The organism is Flavobacterium panici (assembly GCF_903819335.1).
GTDB classification, from domain to species: domain Bacteria; phylum Bacteroidota; class Bacteroidia; order Flavobacteriales; family Flavobacteriaceae; genus Flavobacterium; species Flavobacterium panici.
Genome location: NZ_CAIJDE010000038.1, coordinates 16332 through 31296, shown reverse-complemented (window position 1 = coordinate 31296; position 14965 = coordinate 16332). Strand labels below are relative to the sequence as shown.

General features: G+C 33.3%; 14 protein-coding genes and 1 tRNA gene. 7 read left to right on the top strand and 8 right to left on the bottom strand.

Annotated elements, in window-relative coordinates; translation table 11 throughout:
- Positions 1-63: 63 nt before the first annotated feature.
- The 3 genes from FLAPXU55_RS09430 to map form a co-directional block, all read right to left on the bottom strand.
- The gene (locus FLAPXU55_RS09430; protein ID WP_180857457.1) at positions 64-837 is read right to left on the bottom strand and encodes a class I SAM-dependent methyltransferase; all 774 of its coding nucleotides are present in this window, start codon (positions 835-837) and stop codon (positions 64-66) included.
- Between the two features lie 81 nt (positions 838-918).
- Positions 919-1293 (bottom strand): GxxExxY protein, encoded by a 375-nt coding sequence (locus FLAPXU55_RS09425; RefSeq protein WP_056204702.1) that lies wholly within the window; start codon positions 1291-1293, stop codon positions 919-921.
- A 77-nt stretch (positions 1294-1370) separates the two neighbouring features.
- Entirely contained in the window at positions 1371-2189 is an 819-nt protein-coding gene (map, locus tag FLAPXU55_RS09420; protein ID WP_053472055.1) for a type I methionyl aminopeptidase, read from the bottom strand.
- Positions 2190-2444: 255 nt separating this feature from the next.
- Between map and FLAPXU55_RS09415 the strand changes: the two genes are divergently transcribed.
- On the top strand, positions 2445-3698 hold the full coding sequence (locus tag FLAPXU55_RS09415) for a DUF445 domain-containing protein (protein ID WP_180857456.1): 1254 nt from the start codon (positions 2445-2447) through the stop codon (positions 3696-3698).
- A 180-nt stretch (positions 3699-3878) separates the two neighbouring features.
- Here the strand turns inward: FLAPXU55_RS09415 and gpmI are convergent, their stop codons facing one another.
- Together gpmI and FLAPXU55_RS09405 are read right to left on the bottom strand one after the other, a co-directional pair.
- On the bottom strand, positions 3879-5396 hold the full coding sequence (gpmI, locus tag FLAPXU55_RS09410; RefSeq protein WP_053472057.1) for a 2,3-bisphosphoglycerate-independent phosphoglycerate mutase: 1518 nt from the start codon (positions 5394-5396) through the stop codon (positions 3879-3881).
- Between the two features lie 141 nt (positions 5397-5537).
- Positions 5538-7967, bottom strand: a complete 2430-nt coding sequence (locus FLAPXU55_RS09405) for a DUF5916 domain-containing protein (RefSeq protein ID WP_180857455.1) — start codon at positions 7965-7967, stop codon at positions 5538-5540.
- 300 nt (positions 7968-8267) lie between these two features.
- On the opposite strand from FLAPXU55_RS09405, the gene FLAPXU55_RS09400 reads away from it, so the two are divergent.
- Positions 8268-8993 carry a murein L,D-transpeptidase catalytic domain family protein gene (locus FLAPXU55_RS09400; protein WP_053472059.1) on the top strand — a complete coding sequence of 242 codons (726 nt, stop codon included), beginning with the start codon at positions 8268-8270 and terminating at the stop codon, positions 8991-8993.
- Here FLAPXU55_RS09400 and FLAPXU55_RS09395 read toward each other — a convergent pair.
- Together FLAPXU55_RS09395 and FLAPXU55_RS09390 are read right to left on the bottom strand one after the other, a co-directional pair.
- Positions 8982-10565, bottom strand: a complete 1584-nt coding sequence (locus FLAPXU55_RS09395) for a L,D-transpeptidase family protein (protein ID WP_180857454.1) — start codon at positions 10563-10565, stop codon at positions 8982-8984. The two genes, FLAPXU55_RS09400 and FLAPXU55_RS09395, sit on opposite strands and share 12 nt — an antisense overlap.
- 1 nt (position 10566) lies before the next feature.
- Positions 10567-11004 (bottom strand): GNAT family N-acetyltransferase, encoded by a 438-nt coding sequence (locus FLAPXU55_RS09390; RefSeq protein WP_180857453.1) that lies wholly within the window; start codon positions 11002-11004, stop codon positions 10567-10569.
- 134 nt (positions 11005-11138) lie between these two features.
- On the opposite strand from FLAPXU55_RS09390, the gene FLAPXU55_RS09385 reads away from it, so the two are divergent.
- Positions 11139-11211: transfer RNA gene (locus tag FLAPXU55_RS09385), tRNA-Gly, on the top strand.
- A 137-nt stretch (positions 11212-11348) separates the two neighbouring features.
- Here the strand turns inward: FLAPXU55_RS09385 and pepE are convergent.
- Positions 11349-12056 (bottom strand): dipeptidase PepE, encoded by a 708-nt coding sequence (gene pepE / locus FLAPXU55_RS09380; RefSeq protein ID WP_180857452.1) that lies wholly within the window; start codon positions 12054-12056, stop codon positions 11349-11351.
- Positions 12057-12220: 164 nt separating this feature from the next.
- Here pepE and FLAPXU55_RS09375 point away from each other — a divergent pair, with 164 nt between their 5' ends.
- The 4 genes from FLAPXU55_RS09375 to FLAPXU55_RS09360 are packed head-to-tail and all read left to right on the top strand — an operon-like array spanning position 12221 to position 14948.
- A complete protein-coding gene (locus FLAPXU55_RS09375; protein ID WP_180857451.1) occupies positions 12221-12988 on the top strand; it encodes a carboxypeptidase-like regulatory domain-containing protein in 768 nt (255 codons plus the stop codon).
- Complete coding sequence (locus FLAPXU55_RS09370; protein WP_180857450.1) at positions 12975-13703, top strand: carboxypeptidase-like regulatory domain-containing protein; 729 nt, start codon at positions 12975-12977, stop codon at positions 13701-13703. Before FLAPXU55_RS09375 ends, FLAPXU55_RS09370 begins: the two co-directional genes overlap by 14 nt.
- Positions 13693-14442: a hypothetical protein gene (locus FLAPXU55_RS09365; protein WP_053472065.1), complete on the top strand. Its 750-nt coding sequence runs from the start codon at positions 13693-13695 to the stop codon at positions 14440-14442. Before FLAPXU55_RS09370 ends, FLAPXU55_RS09365 begins: the two co-directional genes overlap by 11 nt.
- Complete coding sequence (locus FLAPXU55_RS09360) at positions 14442-14948, top strand: DUF6702 family protein (RefSeq protein ID WP_180857449.1); 507 nt, start codon at positions 14442-14444, stop codon at positions 14946-14948. Before FLAPXU55_RS09365 ends, FLAPXU55_RS09360 begins: the two co-directional genes overlap by 1 nt.
- Positions 14949-14965: the final 17 nt, after the last annotated feature.

Sequence of the window (14965 nt, the reverse complement as noted above, 5' to 3'; positions counted from 1 at the left end):
CAAAATATCAATAATTTGAAAACTCTTTTAAAATGAACTTATATCACTTATATCGTGAAAAAATTAGTTTTCCTGTTTAAAGCAAAGCGGAATAATCTCGCCTTTTGCCAAACAGTATTTTTCTACTAATTCTGGTGAAATTTTATTGGTATAATCTTCTTCAATTACAATAAAACCAATGCTTCTTAATTTATCGAAATAATCGCGTCCGTAAATACGAACGTGATCGTATTGTCCGAATATTTTAGCACGCTCTTTTTGATCTGTAATTGAATCGTCTGCGAAAGTAACTTCACGGTTTAAATCCTGTGGAATTTGTAAAATCGCCATTCCGCCCGGTTTTAAAACGCGGAATAATTCCTGCATTGCTTTTGTATCATCCGGAATATGTTCTAAAACGTGATTACATAAAATCACATCATATTCGTTGTCTTTAAATGGTAAATTACAGATATCTGCTTTTACATCTGCCAAAGGCGAAAACAAATCGGTTGTCGTGTAATTCAGGTTTTTCTGCTTGCGGAATCTTTTATAAAAAGCTTGTTCCGGAGCAAAATGAAGTACTTTTTTTGGTGCTGTAAAAAAATCAGTCTGATCGTTTAAATATAACCAAAGCAAACGGTGTCTTTCTAAAGAAAGTGTACTTGGCGAAAGCACATTGTTACGCTGTTTTCCGTACCCGTAAGGTAAAAACGATTTAAAGCTTCTGCCATCAATAGGGTCAGTAAATTTACTTCCTTTTAATGATAAAGCTAAAATAGGACGCGCTACATAACTCAAACGAATTAATAAAGGACGCGGGATTGTATTAAGTACTAGTTTGAATAGTTTTTTCACAGTTAAATAAGTTTGAACACGAATTTCACAAATTAACACGGATTAATACTGTGGTGAAATTTCACGAACTTTTGATTTGGGTTATAGTATTATTCTTTTGTATTTAAGGCTGTCTTCTCCAAAATTGACTAATAGGCCTAATTTATTTTTTGATGCAGCCAAATAATTTAATGTCTGCTTGATTTCACTTGTTGTTAATGTTGCAATCGCTTTAAGCTCTAAAATAATTTCATCGAAAATAACGAAGTCTGCAAAATAGTAACTTGGTAATACAATGTCTTTGTAAGCGATATTATATCTTAATTCACGATTATAAGGAATCTCATTTCGTTGAAATTCATATTCTAAAGCATCTCCATAAACCTTTTCACTATGTCCTTTTCCTAAAATTTTATGGACCTCCATACAAATCCCAATAATTTTATAGGATTCATCTCTTAAATATAATTCACTCATCATTCATTCTTCATTCAATCTTTCAATCCGTGAAATTTCACCACAGTATTAATCCGTGCAAATTCGTGAAATCCGTGTTATAATACTAACGGCACTTTTCTAAATTCGTCTTCTTCGTTGCTTTCGATTCCTAATGCTTTGTAGATGTATTGGAAAGTCGATAATAATTCTGGTTTACCATCTATTAACGCTACATCATGTTCGAAATGCGCGCTTGCTTTTCCGTCTGCAGTTGTAATTGTCCAGCCGTCTTTATGTTGTTTGATGTTTCTTGTTCCCATGTTAATCATAGGTTCAATGGCAACCACCATTCCTTCAACAAAAAGTTTTCCGCGACCGCGTTTTCCGTAGTTTGGCATTTCAGGTTCTTCGTGCATTTTTTGTCCTAAACCATGTCCAACCAATTCACGAACAACTCCGTAACCGTGAGATTCTGTATATTTTTGAATCGCATTCCCAACATCTTCTACGCGATTTCCGGCTTTAAATTCTCTAATCCCAACGTAAAGAGATTCTTTAGTTATCTGCAAAAGTTTTTTAACTTCTGGCGCAACTTCTCCAATTTCGAAACTATAAGCGTGATCTCCATGATATCCGTTTTTGAACGCACCGCAGTCTACAGAAATTACATCACCACTTTGTAAAGGTGTATTATTCGGAATCCCGTGTACAACCTGAGAATTCGGACTCATACAAAGTGAATTCGGGAAACCGTACAATCCTAAAAAGCTAGGAACTGCACCGTGATCACGAATGAATTCTTCGGCTAATTTGTCCAGATATAATGTAGTAACTCCTTCTTTAATTTCAGAAGCAATCATTCCTAATGTTTTCGATACGATCAAAGCACTTTCGCGCATTAATTCGATTTCCTCTCTCGTTTTTTGGATAATCATATTTTTCAGATTTTCAGTTCGCAAAAGTACAATTTTTAATATTATTTTTTGAGTAATTTTTTTTGCCACGAATTAGGTTTTTTCGCCACGAATTTCACGAATTAGCACGAATTCTAAATTTGGAATAATTTTTAAAGACAAAGTAATTCGTGAAAATTTGTGTAATTCGTGGCAAACTCTTTCATTGCGATGAGTTGGGTTTTTAATTTAATATCTCAGAAAAAAGCCATAAATTAGTAGTAAAATGTGATAATCATGGAAACTGCTACAGATCAAGATATAGTTAAAATAAAAGCTTTAAGGAAAATGCAGGCAAGTGCTTTGGCGCTTTTGGGTTTTGCGGTGCTTCTTTTTATAATTGCTATTTATTTTAAAATTCCAATACTGCAGGCTTTTAGCGAAGCGGCAATGGTTGGTGGAATTGCCGATTGGTTTGCGGTTGTAGCTTTATTTCGCCATCCGCTTGGGATTCCGATTTGGCATACGGCTATTATTCCGACGAAGAAAAATGAAATTGGAGAAAATCTCGGGAATTTTGTTTCAGAAGAATTTCTAAATCGAGAAAAACTGGAAATTAAACTCGATGAATTCAACTTTGCTACAAAAGCTTCAGAATGGCTTTCAGAGGAAGAAAATGCAGATAAAATTGCGAATGTTGTTGCGGTAAATCTTATTCCCGGAATTTTGAGAACCATAAAAGATGAAGATGTGAAAAGATTTATTCAGGTTCAATTTAAAGAAAAACTGGAAGGAATAAACTTCGGTGACTGGGTTGCAGTTGCTTTAGAACCTTTGCAAAAAGGGGATTTAAAAAATCAAATGCTGACAAATCTTCTGGAAGTAATGAGCAGCGAATTGACTAATAATAAAGATTTAATCAGACAAAAAGTAAAAGCATCGACTCCGTTTTTAAGCTTCGGACTGGCTGATAAAAGTATTACCGAAGGTGTTTTTAATGGTTTACAGGATTTTTTAAATGAAGCTAAAAAACCGGACAGCGCAGTGCGCCAAAAGATTGATGAGTATATTTTTAATTTTTTGGAGAAAGTCAAAAATTCCGAAGAAATGCGAGTTAAAATCAACGATATGATTTTGAGTTTTGCAGGAAAAAAAGAAGTTCAGGATTATATCAACGGAATTTGGGACGAAATAAAACTCTCAATAACTAATGATTTAAATAAAGGCGATGAATCGTCTATTAAAAATAGTGTTTCGGGTTTAATTCAAACTTTTGGAAATGGTATTAAAGAAGACACCATTATGATTGACAAAATCAATAATTTTATCAAAAATGATTTGCTATCTGTTCTTCTAAACAATAAAAAGGTAATTGGAGATTTAATTTCATCAACCGTAAAAAGCTGGGACGGAAAAGAAGTTTCGGAAAAATTAGAACTAGAAATAGGAAAAGATCTTCAATACATCAGAATCAACGGAACTTTGGTAGGAGGGATTATCGGACTTGTGATTTATGGTGTTGAACAATTGTATCATTATTTTATAATGTAATATACACAATCTTGTCATTTCGAGGAACGAGAAATCTCCGCAAGAAGCTCCGTTCCTAATGTCGTCAATCTTTGTAGAGCTACTTACGGAGATTTCTCGTTCCTCGAAATGACAAAAATGCTTAAAAACAAAAGGGACTAATTTTAAAATTAGTCCCTTTTTTATATAAAAAATTAGTTTTTATAATAACGAATGACAAGTCATTGCGTTTGGCTGCTGGACTCCCATTAATTCTAAAATAGTAGGAGCGATGTCGCCAAGAACACCATCCTGAATATTTTTCAATTGTTTGTCAACTAAAATAATCGGTACTGGGTTTGTTGTGTGTGCAGTATTTGGGCTTCCGTCAGGATTGATCATTGTTTCGCAGTTTCCGTGATCAGCAATTACGATTGTCGTGTAGTCGTTTGCAAGAGCAGCATCGATTACTTTTTTCGCGCAAGCGTCAACTGCTTCACAAGCTTTAATTGCAGCACTCATAATTCCTGTGTGTCCAACCATGTCTCCGTTTGCAAAGTTTAAACAAACGAAATCAACTTCGCCTTTGTTCAATTCAGGAACAAGAGCATCAGCAAGTTCGTAAGCACTCATTTCTGGCTGTAAATCGTAAGTTGCAACTTTTGGAGAATTTCTCAAAATTCTTGATTCACCTTCAAAAGGAGTTTCTCTTCCGCCTGAAAAGAAGAAAGTTACGTGTGGATATTTCTCCGTTTCAGCAATACGAATTTGTTTTTTGCCCGCTTTTTCTAAAACTTCACCAAGCGTTTCCGTGATATTATCTTTATTGTAAACGACTTTTACGTTTTGATACGTTTCGTCGTAGTTCGTAAGCGTTACATAATACAAGTTTAACTTGTGCATGTTTTGCTCGTGGAAATCATGTTGAGAAAGTGCTTCAGTAAGTTCACGTCCTCTGTCTGTTCTAAAGTTAAAGAAGATGACAACATCGCCTTCAATAATAGTTGCCAAAGGTTTTTGTTCTTCATTTACAATTACAACCGGCTCGATAAATTCGTCAGTAACATCGTGTGCATAACTGTCAAGAACACTTGCTACAGCGTTTGTAGATGGAATTCCAACTCCGTTTACTACTAAATCGTAAGCTAGTTTTACACGTTCCCAACGTTTATCACGGTCCATTGCATAATAACGACCAACGATAGAAGCAATTTTTACCGGAGTATCTTTAATATATTCATCTAAATCATGAATGTACTTTGCTCCGGATTTCGGGTCAACGTCACGTCCGTCTGTAAAAGCGTGAATATAGACCTGATCTAAACCATACTCTTGCGAAGCGTCGATTAATCCACGTAAGTGAGAAGTATGAGAGTGAACACCTCCATCAGAAACTAATCCTAAAAAGTGTACTTTTTTATTGTTGTTTTTAGCGTAAGTAAAAGCATCGATTAACACTTGTTCTTTGGCAAGTGTTTTGTGCGCTACGGCTAAATTAATTTTTGCTAAATCCTGATATACAATCCTTCCGGCACCAAGGTTCATGTGCCCAACTTCACTATTTCCCATTTGACCTTCAGGTAAACCTACGTTTAATCCGTCAGTACGCAATTGAGCGCTTGGGTAATTTTTGTAAAGACTATTTATAAATGGAACATTTGCATTGTCTATTGCAGATACTTTAGGGTCAGGAGATTTTCCCCAACCATCTAAAATCATAAGGATAACTTTTTTGTTCATTACATTTTTGTTTTTTACAAAGATAAGCCATTTCTAAAATTTGGAGAGAAAGCTTAATGACATTTATGTTTAATAAAATGAAGTGTAACAAAAAATACTAAATTAATTATAGAACTCTTTATTTTTTAAAATTAATTCACGCTAAGCTCTTTTTCTAACCTTATTTTTGACAGCGTTATAGTCTATAAAATATTTTACACTAACAGAAAAAATATGTTTTAAGGCGTCGTTAGTCAATAAGCTCGTTACGTTGTGTTTGAAATCCTTATCGATAATACGTTCAAAATTAGAAGCATTATTTCTATATAAAGCCGAAAGCTGACTTCCGGGTGCAAACCACCATGAATACGATAAATCGGCATTCCAGGAATAAAAACTTGAGTTTTTATTTTCGGTATATTGCGGATACGGATCCAGAGTTCCATCTGCTTCAAGCTTTAAAATATCTTTATTTTCTGCCGAAGACCAATATTGACGAACGGCTAAATTAAGTGTCATAGTGCTGTTAATGGCGTATTTTCCTGATATGGTATTGGCGTATGTGATAACGTCACGATTAGCAAAAACAACAGTTTCGGGAGTGCTTTCATTATCGTCGTCATCATAACCGTCGATATAACCTTTGTTATTATTTCTTTTAAGAAAACTAAAAGTATAAACCAGTAAAAGTTTATCATTAAAACGATATCTCGGACTAATGTCGGTGCCATAAGCGGCTCTTCCGGGTTCATCAGCAACAGATAATGACGGATTAATATCGATAGCAAATTTGTGATTGTAATTTGTCGAAATGCTTCCCCAAAAATCAAATTTTCTCGGAATTATAACATACCTGTTGTCTGCTCTTGGTTCGTAATAATCATGAGATTCTAATGGTGAAACAGAAAGTCCAGCTCCATAATAATTGTTTTTTACGGTACTTAAATTGACTTCCGCTTCAATTCGGTTTGCCTGAACTTTTCCTGAATCTTTATTGAATTCAGAATACATTTCATAGTCAATTCTAAAACTATTAAAAAGCTTCGTTGGGTTTAGAATCCTGTAATTCGCATTTCCGTAAAAATTGTAATAATTGGTATAGAAATTAATTCCCAAATCATTTGGGTCAAAATCTTTAGAAACAAAATCAGTACCTAAACTATAGCGATATTTACCGCTTGTTTCTGCAAATCCTACAGTTGAGAAAATACCGTTTGTATCTTCTTTATCATTTATAGAACTGTATTTTACATTTCCAAATAAACTGTACGTGTTTGCTTTAGTATTTAAATCCCATGCTAAACCCGTTACATTGGCATCTTTATAATGACCATTTCTGGTCACATTTGTATTGATAAAAGTAACCGATGAATTTTTTCTAAAACGCTGATCCAAAACCAAAACATTATAGTTTGTAAGCGGTTCTACAACCTCACGTCTGGTTTCGCCGGAAATTGTATCTTTTATTGTCGCAAAAGTTTTTTCGGTAACCGCATTTAAAATTCCCACTCCCAAACCGTTTTTAGTTCGTCCTGAAAGTTTTAAAGCATTAATAAGATTGACATTTTGTACGGTTTCAATAACTTCTTCATTGTCTTTTAAATCTGGTTCAACAGAAGGTTTACCGCCAATTCTTCTCGAATAAAACATATTTCCTTTATTGAATAAATCTGTTCCTTCGGTAAAAAAAGCTCGGTTTTCATTGAACTGCTGTTCAAACGGACCTAAATTCAAAATCTGATCGTCGTATTTAGTCTGTCCAAAATCCGGAATTAAAATAGCATCAACAGTAAAAGCATCGGTGATTCCGTATTTTATGTCCATTCCTCCTTTTACAGTTCCGTATGTTTTTTGTCCTTCTCCGGCATTCAAATAATAAGATGCATAAGGCATAAAAAACAATCGGGTAGGAGGTTTTATATTTTCAATTCCTTCTAAAGTTCCGGCTTGCTGCGTAAATGTCCCGATTTTTTTATCGACAAAGTTCCATGTGTATTTGTATCGTGTACGTTTAACTTCCCTGAAAAAATTAATTCCCCAGGTTTGTTTGTTTTCTTGCGAAAAACGCAAGGCAGAATATGGGATTTTTATTTCAACAACCCATCCGTTTTCGGTAATCGAAGCTTTGCTGATCCAAACAGCATCCCAGGAATAATCTTCACCATTTGCATCGGTCATAATACAATCTGCCTGAACATCAGCTGCCGAGACGTAAAACATAAAATCCTGTTGGCCGTCATTAAAACCATTTATAAAGACACCAAAAATATCTGCAGTTCCAAAATTATCACGCTGCGAAATCTCTTTTAAAATTTTATCAGGTTCATCATCATACATCATAGCGCCAATATAAATGGCGTCATTATCATATAAAACTTTGACAGTAGATTTTTTATTCTCCGGAGCAGCTTTTCCGTTATCAGGTTCTAATGTTATAAAGTCTGAAGCAATTCCGGCATTTTCCCATGCGCTTTCCTCTAGTTTTCCGTCAATAGAAATGTTTTGCGAAATAGACTTCGCCTGCAATGCCTTTTTTTGACTGAAACACAAAAAAGTAGATAAAAGTAACGTTAGAAAAACAAGTTTGTTCATGGAATTTTAAGCGAAAAATGATTGTAAAAGTACTTTAATTTAAGAATAATAGACTTCATTTTGTTTCACTTGTTACAGTTTTAGTTTCAAAATTTCCACTTTTTTTACCTTTTTTTAAGAAAAGCACCCAAAATATTATGATTTTTTGCGTGAGAAAAAATCTTACAGAAAGATACTTTTTATGTTAATAATGTTAAATTTTCAACAAAAAAAGCCTGATTTACAGTGTTTTATTTTGTGTATTTTCAAAAATTTCTACTTTTGCCTTACCCAAATTTATTATTAACCTAAAGAAATTCAATGATTTACAAAATTTATCCGCTGATGGTGTTTTTTCTATTATCTTTTGGTAAAGATTCAAAAAACACTCCCGAATTGAAATCTGTAAGAACAAAAGGTATTGCAAAAGTTGAAACAAACCTTTCTGTTGAAGCAAGAATTGAAAATGTTTATAATACATTAAATCCAAACAATTGTAAACTTCCTGAACTTAGAACTTTTACTGAAGCAGTGAAAGGTTTTTATCTATTGAAAGAAAGAGGAATTGTTCAAAAAAACATTCTAACCTTAATTGATTTTAGTCTTTCATCAAACACCAAACGTCTTTGGGTAATTGATATGACTACAAATACGGTGTTGTTTAACTCTTTAGTGGCTCACGGAAGAAATACAGGAGAAGAATTTGCTTCGGCATTTTCTAACTTAAACTCTTCATTTAAAAGTAGTTTAGGTTTTTATGCAACAGGTGAAATCTACCAGGGAAAACACGGAGCTTCATTACGTTTAGACGGTCTTGAAAGAGGTTTAAACGACAACGCCCGCGAAAGAGGAGTTGTAATGCATGGAGCTGATTATGTTTCTGAATCTTTCATCAGAGATCACAAAAGATTAGGCAGAAGCCAAGGCTGTCCAGCCCTTCCGGTTGAATTGACAGACGAAATAATCCAAACTATTAAAGACAAATCATGTTTGTATATCTACCATCCGTCAAGAAGCTTTACGATGGAAGAGAAGTTAATTTCTTAACTTAGTATACAAATCTGAATCAAGATTATAAATATCAGCTCTGAAAATGAGCTGATTTTTTTTGCTCCAAGCCGTCCAATACCATTGATATAAAGCATATTTTTTGGTGATTTTAAAACTCATGGTTTTTTTAGATGCAATTATAGTATCAATCTTTACTTTTGAAAACCTTTCAGGATCATCTAAAATATGTTCAGCCAATTCCAGCGGATTTTCAACACGAACGCAGCCAGAACTTAATGAACGGTTACTGCGTTCAAAATAATTTCTGTGATTAGTATCATGTAAATAAACACTGTGGTGATTTGGAAACAAAATCTTCATTAATCCCAATGAGTTGTTGTAACCCGGACTTTGAACATATCTGTAATTATTAGGTTTGTTTTCGTTCCACGCATGCGGATCGACAACATTTCCTGATGTGTCGTAAATCGTTATGTTTTTCTTTGCTAAATAATTTCGGTTGCGTTTCATTGCCGGAACAACATCTTCTTTTAAAATAGTTGGCGGAACGGTCCATGTTGGGTTAAAAACAACCGTTTTTAAAACAGATGTAATAATAGGTGTTTTTCTTTTACTGGTTCCTACTACAATATTTCGCACCAAAGTCGTGTCCTGATTTTCGACAACATTTAAGCTGTAATCCGGAATATTGATCAGAAAATAATTTTCGGCAAATTCATTCGGATACCATCTCCAGCGTTCTAGATTCGCAATAATCTGCTGTTTTCTTTTTTCTTTAGAATAATTTAAAGCACTGATAGTTCCCGGTCCAATAACGCCATCATCGGCTAAACCATGTCTTGCCTGAAATTTTTTGATTGATTCGAAAGTCTTTTGATCGTATTTATCCGTAAGACTGTCTTTTCCAGTCATGTCTTTCCAGAATAAAAGTTTCTTTTTAATGTTGATTACCTCATTATTGGTATCATTTAAAGTAATTTTCTTTAAAGATTCAATAGTAGCAATATCTTCATCAGGAAACGAATTAATAATTTCAAGTGACTTTAGTAATTGTTTGTATACGATAGATTTAGGCTGAACATTTTCAACAATGCTGTCTAATTTGTTTTTATTAAAAGCATTAATTAAAACACTGTTAATATCAAATGTTTTTTCGTCTAAATCCCAATCGGTATACAATTTTTTAGGATCAAGTTTTCCTTTATATAAATGTTCTAAATACTTCTCAAAGTTATAAGTCAGTAAAATATCATACGTTGCGAGGTCGGCATCGTTTAGACTGCTGATTCTTTTTTCAAATTTTTCCAGCTGCGCAGCTTTATAATCTTCTGGATTAAGCCCTAATTCTTCTGATTTTTCTAACTGAGATAATACGTATTGCCTCTTTTTTAGGTTTCCCCAAACGGTTTTATTTTCAGATGAAGTATAAAATTGTTTCAGCGTTTCACTCTTAAAAGTACTTAAAAGTGCCGTATCAACTTCTACTTTTCGTTCATCAGTAAGTATAATTGGTGGTGCTTTTTTTACTGTAACCGGAGCTGGTTTAGGAGCCTCTTTTTTACAGCTAATTAAACTTAATACCAATAAAAGAAAGTAAAGTTTCCTCATTTTATAAATTTTTAAACATTAAATAATGTTCGCCAACATCTTTAATATCAAATGGTTTACCTAGGGGTTGGTATCCCATTTTTCTGTAAAAGCCAACTGCGGCGGTTCTAGCATTAAACCAAATCAAATCCACTTTGTTGTCATTGCAGTAGGTTTCACAATGCTTAACTAAGGCTTCTCCAAATCCTTTTTTCTGATGCGTTTCTAAAACTGCCATCCCTCGAATTTGTGCTTGACTTTTTTCGGCAAATATAGGATTGATTTTATTGAATAACGAAATAATTCCTATTAAATCTTCATTATTAAACAATCCGAAATGATGTGTAGTGTCTAAATCGTCACCCTCAAAGATGCAGCTTTCGATAGGTTTGCCTTGTCTTAGTACTGGCTGACGAACGATATAAGTTTCTTTTGATGGGATTTCTTTAATAATATTCATGATTTTTTAAAAATAATTGATTTTATAACTTTTTAATTTTAAATAGGTTATAAGAAAATGTTGATTTTAATTAATTTTTTTTGCCAAAAAGCTTGTTTTGAACTTAACTTTATTTTTATATTTGCACCAGCAATGCGAAAGTAGCTCAGTTGGTAGAGCTCCAGCCTTCCAAGCTGGTTGTCGCGAGTTCGAGCCTCGTCTTTCGCTCTTCAAAAGCCTCAAACATTGTTTGAGGCTTTTTTGTTTCTGTTATTTTTTTAAACCATATAAGTGATATAAGTTATTATAAGTTTTTTGTCAAGCTTTTTTTAAATGAACTTATATCACTTATATGGTGAAAAACTTTATTTTAAACTGCTTAAATCGCTTTCTGGTTCTAGTTCTTCCGGAGTTTGGTTTTGTTTGAAGAGTCTTGCTTTTAAAGAACCTTTCAAAGTTATTTTATCTCCTTTTACTTCCAGCCAGCTTCCTTCTCTTAAACCTAAAACCGGAATTGCATTAAAAGCATGAAATTCTTTAATTCTGGTTTCGCGAGTTTCGCCCATATGCTGTGAGTTTGTATCAGGATCTAAATAATGCGGATTTAAATTAAACGGGATCAATCCTAAAGTTTGAAAACTCGGCGGATAAATAATCGGCATATCATTCGTTGTCTGCATTGACAACCCACAAATATTACTTCCGGCACTGGTTCCTAAATAAGGAGTTCCGCTTTTAACTTTTTCGGCAAGCAATTGCATAATGTTGTTTTTATATAGCTGTGAAACAAGCAAAAAAGTGTTTCCGCCGCCCGTAAAAAAGCCTTCAGCATTTTGGATGGCTTTTTCAGGACTTTCAAATTCATGAATTCCCTGAAGTTTAATATTTATAGAAGCAAAAACTTCTGCTGCTTTTTTGGTGTATTCGTCGTGAGATATTCCGCCAGGGCGTGCGTACGGGATAAATAAAATAGTGGTACAGTTTTTAAAATGTAATTGTAACGCAGGTAGTAAATAATCTAAATAACTGCCGCCGTGCAGGGTAGATGTGCTGGCGATGATAATGCTTTTCATAATTCTAAACTCAAATTCTATTTGATAAAGATATTAAAAAAAGTCTGTCTAATATAATTGAGATATTGGAGTTTAATTAACATATTTTTACCAACTCATTAATACTAAATTTGGAAGACATTAGGATATTTTTACCTTTTTAATAATTCCCTAATATTTTCATTTTGACAAAGAATATTGTATTTTTTTTAGTTGCCGTTATAAGTCAGAATTCCTGGTCTCAAAATCAGGAACGTACGATTATAAACGGGAAAATTACGGCAAATACAAATGATTTGGAAGGGGTTTATGTTGTCAATTCTCAAACTGAGGTTATGACCACTACTGATGCATCCGGAGCCTTTTCTATTTTGGCAAAACCAGATGATGTGCTTATTTTTTCTTCAATTCAGTTTAAAGAAAACAGGGTTTCTCTTGCATGCGAAAATTTTACCGATTTGAATTTTACCGTAAGAATGAATTTAGTAGTGCATCAATTACAGGAAGTTATTGTAAAAAGATACGATAATATAAACGCTGTTTCTCTGGGAATTGTTCTGGCGGGACAAAAATCATATACAGAAGCCGAAAGAAAATTACATACAGCGACAGCTTTAGATGCTACAGCAAGTGCTACAGGAATGGTAGGCGGATCAATTTCTGCAGATCCTCTTTTTAACTTTTTTTCAGGCCGAACAGCAATGCTGAAAAAAGAAGTGGAAGTGGAGCAGAAAGAATTTTTTATGAGACTTTTAGAGAAAATGTTTACGCTGGAGCATTTTGTGGATCGTTTAAAAATTCCGGCAGAATATGTAAAAGGTTTTGAATATTACGCTGTCGATAATAAACAGTTTACAAATATTTTGAACTCTAAAAATAAAACTTCAACCGAATTTTTGCTAGGCGAATTAGCGGTAAAGTATAAAGAAATAATTGCGAGTGAAGTTAAATAATACCCTACATATAATTTTAATTCTATTTTTTGTTCAAATTGGTTTTGGGCAAAATGCAGCTTCTAAAGAAATTTTAGGACAAATTTTCGAAAAAACTACTTCGGTTGACGGAGTAAATATTATTAATAACACGACACAAGTTTCGACTATTTCTGATGCCGACGGGAGATTTTCTATTGCGGTTAAAGAAGGCGATGTTTTGGTTTTTTCGGCAGTAAATTTAGAACCTTATAAACGCCGAATTTCTGCTGAAGATTTAACTTTAAGTCTGCTCGTGATTAAAATGACAGCGAAAGAAATTGAGTTGAAAGAAGTCAAGGTAAATGACAATCATGGAATTACGACTGAAAATTTAGGAATTGTTCCGCACGGTCAAAAAACATATACGCCTGCAGAGCGAAAAGTCTATACCGCAACTTCAACTTCTATAGATAAAATCCTTAATAAAATTTCCGGACGTACCGCAATGTTAAAAAAAGAGGTAAATGTGGAAAAAAAAGAGATGCTTTTCAGAAAAATTGAGTATCTTTTTGATGAAAATTATTATACCGAAAGATTAAAAATTCCGGTCGATGATATCAAAGGATTTCAATTATATTGTGTGGATGATGCCGAATTTGCCGTATCTTTGAATACAAAGAATAAAACAATGAGTATGTTTTTAATAACAGAGTTAGCTCGAAAATATCTAATAATTCTTGAAAATGAAAAATAAACTAGGAGTATTCGTTGTTTGCTTATTTTGTCAAATAATGCTTGGGCAAAATGGCTTAAGAAGGTCGCTGCACGGTCAGGTTACAAACAAATCACTTGCTATAGAAAGTGGGTATGTTATGAATATTAATGCAAAATCCAGAACTTTTATTGGTCCGGGCGGATTGTTTGATATTTTGGCCCAGCCAAAAGACACTTTAGTTTTTACCGGTTTGGCTTTTCAGTCTAAAAAAATTGTTTTGACTGAAAAAGACTGTGCGCAAATACTTTTTTCTGTGCCTTTAGATTTGGTGAGCAATGAATTAAAAGAAGTAGTGGTTCGTAAAGATTTAAAAGTACAATCGTTAGATAAGAACTCGCAGAAATATGTTGATATGCAGTTTGAAGACGATAAACTGTCGACTGCAAAAAATACGGTAATGTATTCTGATCAAACGATTAAATACGGAATGGACTTTGTTCGAATTTTTAAAGATGTTAAAAAACTTCTTTCTAAAAATGATGTAAAAGAAGAAGAAATCACTGATATTGCCTTTGTAGAATATTCTAAAGCTAATTTTAAACCTGATTTCTTTACTAAAACTTTAGGTTTGAAAAAAGACGAAGTTGATTTGTTTTTGATGTTTTGTTCTAATGATCCGGAATCAAAAAGACATCTTAATGAAGATCAAAAATTTGAGTTGATTGATTTTTTAATCAACAAAAATGCTGAATTTAAAAAAGTGAATGCCTCTCAATAATGAAAAGAATATTGATTTATCCTTTTATCGGGATATTGTTTCTGTCGCTTTCTTCCTTTGCATTTCATAAATTTTATGTTGGTGTTTTTCAGGTTGAATATGCGGCAGAGAAAAAAATGATTCAAATTACATCCCGCATTTTTGTGGATGATTTGAATAATGCACTGGAGAAAAAGTACCATAAAAAAACTTTCGTAGGAACAGAAAAGGAAACTCCTGCAGATCTTGATTTATTTAAAAAATATCTTGCTGAAAATTTCACTATTAAGATAAACGGACAATCAAAGCCAATTACTTTTTTGTCAAAAGAAGTAGAAAGCGGTGATGTTTTAATTTGTTATTCGCGAATAAAAGATATCGATAAATTTAAATCGATCGAAATTTCAAATACTCTACTTGTAGACTGGAGTTCTGAACAGCAGAATATTACACATATTTCAGCATTTGGTACTAAAAGAAGTGTCCTCTTTACAGAATCTTCAAGGAAAGAATTGTTAAAGTATTAATTAATATGTTAAATTAA

What these genes read in the sequence shown, in the direction of transcription:
- FLAPXU55_RS09405 (WP_180857455.1), bottom strand. Translation starts at nt 7,967, where the DNA reads ATGAACAAACTTGTTTTTCTAACGTTACTTTTATCTACTTTTTTGTGT.
- FLAPXU55_RS09395 (WP_180857454.1), bottom strand. Translation starts at nt 10,565, where the DNA reads ATGAGGAAACTTTACTTTCTTTTATTGGTATTAAGTTTAATTAGCTGT.
- map (WP_053472055.1), bottom strand. Translation starts at nt 2,189, where the DNA reads ATGATTATCCAAAAAACGAGAGAGGAAATCGAATTAATGCGCGAAAGT.
- FLAPXU55_RS09425 (WP_056204702.1), bottom strand. Translation starts at nt 1,293, where the DNA reads ATGAGTGAATTATATTTAAGAGATGAATCCTATAAAATTATTGGGATT.
- gpmI (WP_053472057.1), bottom strand. Translation starts at nt 5,396, where the DNA reads ATGAACAAAAAAGTTATCCTTATGATTTTAGATGGTTGGGGAAAATCT.
- FLAPXU55_RS09365 (WP_053472065.1), top strand. Translation starts at nt 13,693, where the DNA reads ATGAAAAATAAACTAGGAGTATTCGTTGTTTGCTTATTTTGTCAAATA.
- FLAPXU55_RS09415 (WP_180857456.1), top strand. Translation starts at nt 2,445, where the DNA reads ATGGAAACTGCTACAGATCAAGATATAGTTAAAATAAAAGCTTTAAGG.
- pepE (WP_180857452.1), bottom strand. Translation starts at nt 12,056, where the DNA reads ATGAAAAGCATTATCATCGCCAGCACATCTACCCTGCACGGCGGCAGT.
- FLAPXU55_RS09390 (WP_180857453.1), bottom strand. Translation starts at nt 11,004, where the DNA reads ATGAATATTATTAAAGAAATCCCATCAAAAGAAACTTATATCGTTCGT.
- FLAPXU55_RS09400 (WP_053472059.1), top strand. Translation starts at nt 8,268, where the DNA reads ATGATTTACAAAATTTATCCGCTGATGGTGTTTTTTCTATTATCTTTT.
- FLAPXU55_RS09360 (WP_180857449.1), top strand. Translation starts at nt 14,442, where the DNA reads ATGAAAAGAATATTGATTTATCCTTTTATCGGGATATTGTTTCTGTCG.